Annotated in this window: 11 protein-coding genes; 5 read left to right on the top strand and 6 right to left on the bottom strand. The window is 60.8% G+C overall.

What is annotated here, in order from left to right; genetic code table 11:
* On the top strand, positions 1–440 hold a 440-nt coding region (locus tag F8J34_RS08720), incomplete at its 5' end, for a DUF721 domain-containing protein (RefSeq protein ID WP_297058436.1).
* A gap of 7 nt (positions 441–447) precedes the next feature.
* Here the strand turns inward: F8J34_RS08720 and F8J34_RS08715 are convergent.
* From F8J34_RS08715 to recN, 6 genes are all read right to left on the bottom strand, one after another.
* Positions 448–849, bottom strand: a complete 402-nt coding sequence (locus F8J34_RS08715; protein ID WP_297058434.1) for a type II toxin-antitoxin system VapC family toxin — start codon at positions 847–849, stop codon at positions 448–450.
* On the bottom strand, positions 846–1082 hold the full coding sequence (locus F8J34_RS08710) for a ribbon-helix-helix protein, CopG family (RefSeq protein WP_297058431.1): 237 nt from the start codon (positions 1080–1082) through the stop codon (positions 846–848). Before F8J34_RS08710 ends, F8J34_RS08715 begins: the two co-directional genes overlap by 4 nt.
* A 90-nt stretch (positions 1083–1172) precedes the next feature.
* Positions 1173–1877, bottom strand: coding sequence for a methyltransferase (locus tag F8J34_RS08705; protein WP_297058428.1), 705 nt, complete (start codon positions 1875–1877; stop codon positions 1173–1175).
* A complete protein-coding gene (locus F8J34_RS08700; RefSeq protein WP_297058425.1) occupies positions 1874–2641 on the bottom strand; it encodes an SAM-dependent chlorinase/fluorinase in 768 nt (255 codons plus the stop codon). Before F8J34_RS08700 ends, F8J34_RS08705 begins: the two co-directional genes overlap by 4 nt.
* A complete protein-coding gene (locus F8J34_RS08695) occupies positions 2638–3564 on the bottom strand; it encodes a hypothetical protein (RefSeq protein ID WP_297058423.1) in 927 nt (308 codons plus the stop codon). Before F8J34_RS08695 ends, F8J34_RS08700 begins: the two co-directional genes overlap by 4 nt.
* A complete protein-coding gene (gene recN, locus F8J34_RS08690) occupies positions 3557–5158 on the bottom strand; it encodes a DNA repair protein RecN (RefSeq protein ID WP_297058420.1) in 1602 nt (533 codons plus the stop codon). Before recN ends, F8J34_RS08695 begins: the two co-directional genes overlap by 8 nt.
* 54 nt (positions 5159–5212) lie before the next feature.
* Between recN and recA the strand changes: the two genes are divergently transcribed.
* From recA to F8J34_RS08670, 4 genes are read left to right on the top strand one after another with little or no spacing between them, the layout of a single operon-like run.
* On the top strand, positions 5213–6238 hold the full coding sequence (gene recA / locus F8J34_RS08685) for a recombinase RecA (RefSeq protein WP_297058417.1): 1026 nt from the start codon (positions 5213–5215) through the stop codon (positions 6236–6238).
* The gene (gene rfaE1, locus F8J34_RS08680) at positions 6238–7215 is read left to right on the top strand and encodes a D-glycero-beta-D-manno-heptose-7-phosphate kinase (protein WP_297058415.1); all 978 of its coding nucleotides are present in this window, start codon (positions 6238–6240) and stop codon (positions 7213–7215) included. The genes recA and rfaE1 overlap by 1 nt, the downstream gene beginning before the upstream one ends.
* Entirely contained in the window at positions 7215–8489 is a 1275-nt protein-coding gene (gene eno / locus F8J34_RS08675; RefSeq protein ID WP_297058412.1) for a phosphopyruvate hydratase, read from the top strand. Before rfaE1 ends, eno begins: the two co-directional genes overlap by 1 nt.
* A 15-nt stretch (positions 8490–8504) precedes the next feature.
* Positions 8505–8795 (top strand): HU family DNA-binding protein, encoded by a 291-nt coding sequence (locus tag F8J34_RS08670; RefSeq protein ID WP_297058409.1) that lies wholly within the window; start codon positions 8505–8507, stop codon positions 8793–8795.
* The last annotated feature ends 50 nt before the right edge of the window (positions 8796–8845 follow it).

Raw genomic sequence — 8845 nt, 5'->3', positions numbered from 1 at the left:
GTATGGAATCTCTGGGGAAGATTCTGGAAGGGGTCCTTCGGACCCCGGGTTTTCAGGAAAGGCTTCTCGCCTGGCGGGTGCTTTCCGAATGGGAGGAGGTGGTAGGGCAGGAGGTGGCCTCCCGGGCCTGGCCGGTTTCCTTCTCCCATGGAAGGCTCAAGCTTCGGGTGAGCGATCCGGTATGGGCCTCGGCCCTGCGCTTCGAGGTTCCCCGTATCCTTGACCTTCTCAATCGTCGGGCCGGAAAAAGGCTCTTCCGGGAGATCCGGTTTGAGGTGGGCCCTCCCCCGAGAAAAAGACCACGAAAAAAGCCCCTGAAGACTCTCTCTCCCGAGGAAGAAGCCCGCCTGCGGGAGGCGGTAACGGCTATAGAGGATCCGGAGCTTCGGGAGGCTTTCTTTGCCTGGCGCCGGGTGCTCCTTAGACAGACCTCCGGTTAAAAAGATTTCATAACCGAATAATGCGCACCCTTTTGTCTGATACGGCTTCAAAATCCGAATCAGTGGTGTAGAACTCGGTACATCCAGCTCTTCTACAGGTAGTGTAAATCAAAGCGTCTGCCGCAGGAAGGCCAGTTCCGTGACTCAAAGCCGCGGCCTCAAGAGCCAATTCCGCGGTAACAGGTTCCACCTGAAAGAGAATTTTCCAGGAGCGCTCAAGAAGCTCATAAGCTTCACGATCTAACACGCCCTTGAGGGCCAACTTCTTTAGTTCGAAAAGGGTAATAACACATACCACACCCACAAGTTCTCCACCAAGAATCTCTTCGTAAATTTTTTCGGCCAACGGGTTGTTCCTGAAAAGCTTTACAAAAAATCCGGTATCCAACCCCGCCTTTTTGGCCTTCACCGCCAGGTCCCTCTAATGGCTTCTAGTTCTTCGAAGGCCTCCTCCGAAGCCCTGGGTTTTTCCCGAATCTTCGCTCGCAGCTCTTCTCCCAACTTTTTCCGTTGCCTTTCAAAGAGCCACTCCGAGATTGCCCATCGAACCAGGGCACTCACCGATTGTCCCGTCTGCCGGGAAAGCTCCTTAAGCTCCCGAACCTCTTCCTCGGAAAGACTAATGCATAACCTCGCCGCCATGTCTTTCTCCTTTTGGTTATTTATCACTAAACATAACAAAGTTTCATAAGATGACAATGGCAGGCGCGGGCTTCTCCTTTTCCCTAGATATTACGGGTCTGAATCCGGTTTTCCGAAAGCTGAAGAGGAAATAAAAAGCGGGGGGTCCACCCGCACCTCCGGAGCGGCTCCCTTTATCGCCTCCACCAGAAGAAACCGGGCCTCATCCCCGGGGCGGGGGTGAACCCATCGCAGGCGCTTGGGCTCCAGACCGAACTCCCTCAGCCCGCATAGGACTTCGACGGCCCGGTGGGCGGTATGGATCAGGAAAAAACGCCCTCCGGTCTTAAGGAGATACCGGGCCGCACGGAGAAAATCGGAAAGCGTGGCCAGGGTCTCGGTGCGGGCCAGAAGATGGGATTCCTCCGGAGGGAGTCGGCCACTATGCGGGGGTTTAAAAGGAGGGTTAGCCACCACGGCCTCGAAGAGGCCGGGGCGAAGCGGGGGTCTCCGGATATCCCCGCGCAGGGGCAGCACCCTCCCGGAAAGAGCGTTTTCCCGGATGGTCAGCCTCAGCGCCCGGCAGAGGATCTCCTGGATCTCCAGAGCCCATATACGTATCCCGGGATAACGCAGGGCCAGGACGGCGGAGATAACCCCGCAGCCGGCCCCGAGGTCCACCAGCCTCTCCCTGCCCCGAAGGCGTACAAATTCGGCCAGAAGCAGGGACTCCACGGAAAAGCGATACCCCCTTCGGGGCTGATAGACCGTGAGTCTTCCCTTGAAAAGGACATCCCGGCTAAAGTAGGGTTTCATTTCCAGAGAAGGAGGATCTCCGGGGACCTTCCGAAGAGTTCCGCCGCGGAACCCTGATTCACCGCGATCTCCAGGAACCCATCGCTCCCCCAGAGCGCAAGCGGAGCCCCGGGAGGGACCTCCGCATAGGTTCGAACCAGGGGCACCTCCCGCCCCTCCACCGTCACCCGAAAACTCCTCCCGGAAAGTTCCTCCTGTTTAACCGGCAGAATGAGGTTCCCGAAAGCATCCACCCGAAGCACCGGAACCCTGAGCCCTCCGGGCCGGGGTTCGGGCCGGGGAAATTCCAGGAGCACCGGATCGGAGATTACCGGACCGAACTCCTCTAGGGGTCGTCCGCGCAGGATCTCCGCGGCCAGCGGGGCGAAAAGGTCCCGCCCGTGAAAGGTAAAACTCCCTCCGGGCCGGAGGAAACGTTCCGTGTGCACGGCGCGTATCTCGGCCCCGGGATTTTCTTCGAGCACCGGGGTAAAGAGGCCGTTATCCGGCCCCACGAAAAACCGATCCGCGGCCCGAAGGACCAGGGCCCGACGCCGGGTGCCCACTCCCGGATCCACCACACAGACAAAGATGGAGCCCCGGGGAAAGTAGCGATAGGAAACCAGAAGCTCATAAGCGGCGGCCCTTATATCCTGCGGAGGGATGGCGTGGGTCAGATCCACCAGCACCGCCTCCGGGACCCGGGAAAGGATCACCCCCTTCATGACCCCGACATAGTGATCCGAGAGTCCGAAATCGGTAAGGAGAACCACCGGCCCCCTCACCGGGGCACCTCCTCCAGTTCCACCCGTTCCAGATGGCGGGCCCGGGGGGTATAGCGCTTCAGCACCTCGAGCACCCTGCCCCGATCTCCCCTTCCCTCCACCAGCAGGGCCACCGGCCCGGGCACACCCGCAATCCGGAAGAGTCGATCCTCCGGTCGGGCCAGGGCCACGAGCTTCCGGTTCTCCGCTTCCCTGCGTCCCAGGATAAGCCACATATCCTCTTCCAGGAAATGCCGCCCCAGAAGGGCCAGCTCGGCCTCCCGGACCGAAAGACCGCCCCGCAGCCGGAGCAAACGGAGGATACGTTCCCCGATAATGGGATCGGTGAGAATGCACCCTCCGGCCGGAGTGGGATAATCATGGATCCCCAGCCGTTCGGCCAGAGCCATCTGGGGTTTCCTCCCGCGCCCCCGAAAATCGTAGAGCCTTTCCCGATCCACAAGCCCTTTTTTTTCGGGCTCGGTGGGCGGAAGTATCCGGGCCGAAAGAGGCCGCACCAGCAACCCGGAAACCCCGGCCTCCTTTTCGATGTGACGCATGATGTTGCGGCGCTGGCTCATGGGACGCTGACCCACCACCTCTCCGGTGGCCAGAAAATCCGCCCCCACCTCCGGCATCAACTCCCTGGCCTTCCTCAACATCAGGATCTTACAGTCGATGCAGGGATTGGCCGCGGAACCATAACCGTGCGGCGGATCCCGGAGCATCTCCAGGTATTCCGCACTGATGTCCCGAATGATCCCGCGAAATCCGTATTTCTCCCGGAGAAGACGGTCGAACTCCTCCTCCCTTCCCCTCCATTTCCAGTGAAAAAAGGGGGTAATAAAGCGTATCGCCACCACTTCGATCCCCTGCTCCAGAAGGACCTTTCCAGCCAGGGTACTGTCCAGCCCACCGGAAAAAAGTAGCAAGGCTCTAGGCACCGGTCTCCCCCCGCATGCGTCTTAGTTCCTCCTCCCGTTCCCTCCCGGAGAGAAGACGGACCCGGGTATAGGTCCGTCCCTCCCGCACCTCTTTGGTTACACAAAAATGATGATCCGCCAGGGCGGCAATCTGCGGTAGATGAGTAACGCAGAGGACCTGGTCCCGTTGCGCCAGCTGGCGGAGTTTCTCTCCTACCCGTACCGCGGTGATCCCTCCGATTCCGGCATCCACCTCGTCAAAGACCAGACACAACCCTTCGCTTTCGCTGGAAAGCACCTTCTTCAGGGCCAGGAAGATCCGGGAGAGCTCTCCCCCGGAAGCCGCCTTTTCCAGAGGTCTTTCCGGGGTTCCCGGATTGGTGCGCACCAGGAAATGCACCCGGTCCAGCCCCTCCCGAGTAAGGTTTTCCGGTCGGGGTTCGGAACTATGTATCTCCACCCGAAAAGAGGCCCCCGGCAGAGCAAGATCCGAAAGCTCGGCGGTTACCAGTTCCGAAAGCCTTCGGGCGGCTTCCCTACGTCTTAAAGAAAGTTCGCGGGCCAGTCGAAGGGCCTCCTCGGCGCAGGCCCTCTCCCGGGCAGAAAGCTCCTCCAGACGATCCCCGGAAAGATCCAGTTCCTGCCGCCGAGTACGCAATTCCTCCAGGGTATCCAGGATCTCCTCCACCGTGGACCCGTATTTGCGTTTCAACCTCTCGATCCGGGCCAGGCGGTTCTCCACCTCCTCCAGGCGGGACTCGTCCTCGGGGAGCCCGGAAAGCCGCTCCGTCAGTTCCCTGGCTCCTTCCAGGACTTCATAATAGGCCCCCTCCAGCCGGTTAACCAGGGTTTCCAGATCCCGGGCGATCCCGGAAAGATCCCTGAGCCGGGAAAGGCCCCGGGCAACAAGGTCCGCCGCCTCCTGAAAAAGGTTCGCCCCTTCGGCCAGGCCTTCCTTAAGACGGGTAAGGTTGCGCAGGAGATCCCTTTCCTGGAGCAGGGCCTGATCCTCGCCCGGAGAGAGCGCGGCCTCCTCGATCTCGCGAATCTGAAAATCGAGAAAATCCCGTTCCCGAAGGGCCTGAGAGAGACGCTCCTTGAGGGAGGCCTTCTCCTCTCTTAACCGGTGCCAGGTGGAAAAGGCCCTCTCGTAGGCCCGGCGCTCCTCCGCCACCCCGGCCCATTCGTCGAGCAGCCTTAAACGGTAATCCGGGGCCAACAGGGCCCTAAACTCATGCTGCCCGGTAAGAACCACCAGCCCCCGGGTGAGTTCGGAAAGCATCTTCAGAGTCACCGGGGTCCCGTTCACAAAGATTCGGGAACGTTCCGGGGTGAGCACCCGACGAATAAGGACCTCTTCCGCGGGTTCCAAACCCAGGGCGGAAAGCCTCCCGGCCAGGCGGGAGGACACCAGAAGGGCCTCCACCACCGCTTCGCGGGCCCCGGGACGGAGATACCCCGGATCGGCCCGCTCCCCCAGGACCAGCCGGAGGGCCTTTATCAGGAGCGACTTCCCGGCCCCGGTTTCCCCGGTAAAAACAGTAAATCCCGGGGCCAGGGATAAAGAGGCCTCCTCGATAAGAAGGAAATTACGAAGGCGCAATTCAAGAAGCATGCCTTTTAATTATAAACATGCTAAAATATCCTCGAAAACCCGCGGGAGGAGGATATGGCTCTGGATAAGAAGAAGGCGGTAGAAGCGGCCATAGCCCAGCTCGAACGCCAGTTCGGTAAAGGGGCTATCATGCGCCTGGGGGAGAAGAATCGCCACATCGAGGCCCGGGCTATCCCCTCGGGCTCGCTCTCCCTGGACATCGCCACAGGCATCGGAGGCATTCCCCGGGGGCGCATCACGGAGATCTTCGGGCAGGAATCCTCGGGCAAGACCACGCTGGCCCTGCACATAGTGGCCGAGGCCCAGAAACGGGGCGGAGTGGCGGCCTTTATCGACGCCGAACATGCCCTGGATGTCCATTATGCGGAAAAACTGGGAGTAAACGTGGACGACCTTCTCATCAGCCAGCCGGATACCGGCGAGCAGGCCCTGGAGATCGCGGAGGTACTGGCCCGGAGCGGAGGGGTGGATGTCATCGTGGTGGATTCGGTGGCGGCCCTGGTCCCGGCAGCGGAACTGGAGGGGAACATGGATGAACAGCAGGTGGGGCTTCAGGCCCGGCTCATGTCCAAGGCCATGCGCAAGCTCACGGCGGTGATCGGAAAGACCGATACCGCGGTGATCTTCATCAACCAGACCCGGATGAAAATCGGAGGTTTCGGTTACGGCCCCCAGGAAACCACCACCGGAGGCATGGCCCTCAAATTCTATTCCACGCTGCGTCTGGACATCCGGCGCATCGGGCAGGTAAAAGAGGGGACGGACCAGATCGGAAACCGCACCCGGGTCAAGGTGGTCAAAAACAAACTGGCTCCTCCTTTCCGGGAGGCGGAATTCGACATCCTTTACGGAGAGGGCATCTCCAGAGAAGGCGAGATCCTGGATCTGGGTGTGGCCATGGGCCTCATCGAGAAGAGCGGGTCTTGGTTTTCCTACGGCGGTGAACGTCTGGCCCAGGGAAGGGAGAACGTAAGGCGGCTTCTGCGGGAAAAACCCGAACTGGCCCGGGAAATAGAGGCGCGTATCCGGGAAATGGCCGGGCTCCCGGTGGAGGAAGCCGAACCCCAGAAGGAGCACTGATGGAACCCGCCGCTCTTCGGGATCTCCTTTCCCAAACCAGGATCCTGGTGGTAGGGGATGTCATGCTGGATCAGTATTTCTGGGGGGAGGTGCGGCGCATCTCTCCGGAGGCTCCGGTTCCGGTCTTCGAACTGGGAGAGATCTCCCATACCCTGGGAGGGGCGGCCAACGTGGCGGCCAATCTTCGGGGGCTCGGGGCCCAGGCCCTCCTGTGCGGCCTGGTCGGAGCCGACCGGGAGGCCGAGATCCTGCGGGAACTGGCCGGCAAGGCCGGAATCGATCTCTCAGCAGTAATCCAGGACCCCTCTCGTCCCACCACGGTAAAAACCCGCATCATCGCCCGATCCCAGCACCTGCTGCGTATAGATAACGAAAACACCTCCGCTCCCTCTGCAGAGATCCGGGAAAATCTGAAGGCCCGGCTGGAAGAACTCCTTTCTGAGGTGCAGGCGGTGATCCTTTCGGATTATGCCAAGGGGGTGCTTTCCTCCCCGGCCTTTTGTTCCTGGGTGGTGGAGGAAGCCCGGCGTCGGCATCTTCCGGTCTTTGTGGATCCCAAGGGAACCCGCTGGGAAAAATACACCGGTGCCACCTGTATCACCCCCAATCGCAGCGAATTCCACGCCCTGGCCCAGGTCCTGGGGCTGGGAGATAAAAGCCTGGAGGAAGGAGCCCGGGAAATCGTACAGCGCTTCGAAACCTCTTTTACCGTGATCACCCTGGGAGCCGAGGGCATGTTTCTTTACCATCCCGCGGAGGGAAGCTGGCATTTTCCGGCCCGAGCGCGAGAGGTCTATGACGTCTCCGGGGCCGGAGACACCGCGGTCGCGGCCCTGACGGCTTTTTACACGGTCGGCCTTCCCCTTAAGGAAGCCGTGGCCTACGCCAACCTCTGTGCCGGGATCGTGGTGGGTAAGATGGGAACCAGACCCGTGTTCTGGGAGGAGTTCGAAAAAGCCTTAAAAGGAGGTCGGTAATGGGAGAAATAACAGCCGTAAAAGCCAGGGAAATACTGGACTCGCGGGGAAATCCCACGGTGGAAGCCGAGGTCTTTCTGGACTCGGGGGCCTTCGGTCGGGCGGCGGTGCCCTCCGGAGCCTCCACCGGGACCCATGAAGCCCTGGAACTCCGGGACGGAGAGAAGGATCGCTACGGAGGCAAGGGGGTGCTCCGGGCGGTTCAGAACATCAACGAAATCATCGCTCCGGAACTGGTGGGGCTGGAGTCCACCGAACAGGCGGAGATCGACCGTCTGCTGGTGGAGCTGGACGGTACGGAGAACAAGAGTCGCCTCGGGGCCAACGCCATCCTGGCTGTATCCATGGCAGTAGCTCAGGCCTCAGCCGCCGAGGCCGGGCTTCCGCTTTTCGCTTATCTGGGAGGCGTGGGCGCCCGGCTTCTTCCGGTTCCTTTCATGAACGTACTCAACGGGGGGATCCACGCGGACAATCCCCTGGATATCCAGGAATTCATGATTGTTCCCTGCGGATTCGAAAACTTCCGGGAGGCCCTGCGGGCGGGAGCGGAAACCTACCATGTCCTCAAGGCCGTGCTCAAGGAAAAAGGGCTTTCCGTAGCCGTGGGAGACGAAGGAGGGTTCGCCCCCCAGATAAAGGACACCCGGGAGGCCCTGAACCTCCTTCTTCTGGCCATTGAGCGGGCCGGTTACCGTCCGGGAGAGGAGATAGCCCTGGCCATAGACGCCGCAGCCAGCGAATTCTATCGCGAGGGGCGTTATCATCTCGAGGGTCGGGAGCTTTCCGCCGAGGAAATGACCGATTTTTACGAGGGGCTGCTCAACGACTTTCCCATCGTCACCCTGGAGGACCCCCTGGCCGAGGACGACTGGGAGGGGTGGGAGATTCTGGCTCGCCGTCTGGCCGATCGGGTCCAGATCGTGGGAGATGACATCTTCGTAACCAACGTGAAACGCATCCAGGAGGGACTCCGGAGAAAGATCGCCAACGCGGTCCTCATCAAGCTCAATCAGATCGGAACGGTCTCCGAGACCCTGCAGGCGGTGGAACTGGCCCATCGCAGCGGCTGGCGCACGGTAATCTCTCATCGTTCCGGCGAGACCGAGGACCACTTCATTGCCGATCTGGTGGTGGCGGTGAATGCCGGGCAGATCAAGACCGGAGCCCCCTGTCGCAGCGAACGAGTGGCCAAGTACAATCAGCTCCTGCGCATCGAGGAGGAACTGGGGCAGGCGGCCCTTTTCCCGGGGTGTGCCTTTTATCGCCGGGGGTAAGGTCGGAATCGGAACATGACCCGCAAGGAACTGGAAAGAAGACTGCGGGAGCGCCTGGCCTCGCAGGGGGAAAGGTGGTCTCCGGCCCAGGTGCATACCGCCCTTGAGGCCCTGTTTTCCCTGATGGAAAGACACCTTCAATCCGGCCGCAGGATCCGGCTTACCGGATTCGGGACCCTGGAGACGGTGGAAAGCCCCTCGGCTAGAGGCTACGATTTCCGTTCCGGAGCGGTCCTCGAACTTCCTCCCCGGCGCAGGATACGCTTTCGACCGGCCAGGAAACTTAAGCGGCTTTTAGCCTTTTAGAAATTCCCGCACCCGGCTGAGGACCTCTTCCCTCAGCCGGGTCGCTGCCT

Origin of the sequence: Thermosulfurimonas sp., from assembly GCF_015491435.1 — a bacterium.
In the GTDB taxonomy this organism is placed as follows: Bacteria; Desulfobacterota; Thermodesulfobacteria; order Thermodesulfobacteriales; family Thermodesulfobacteriaceae; genus Thermosulfurimonas_A.
Note: the sequence above shows the minus strand (reverse complement) of the source record. Positions and strands in the feature narration are given on the sequence as shown.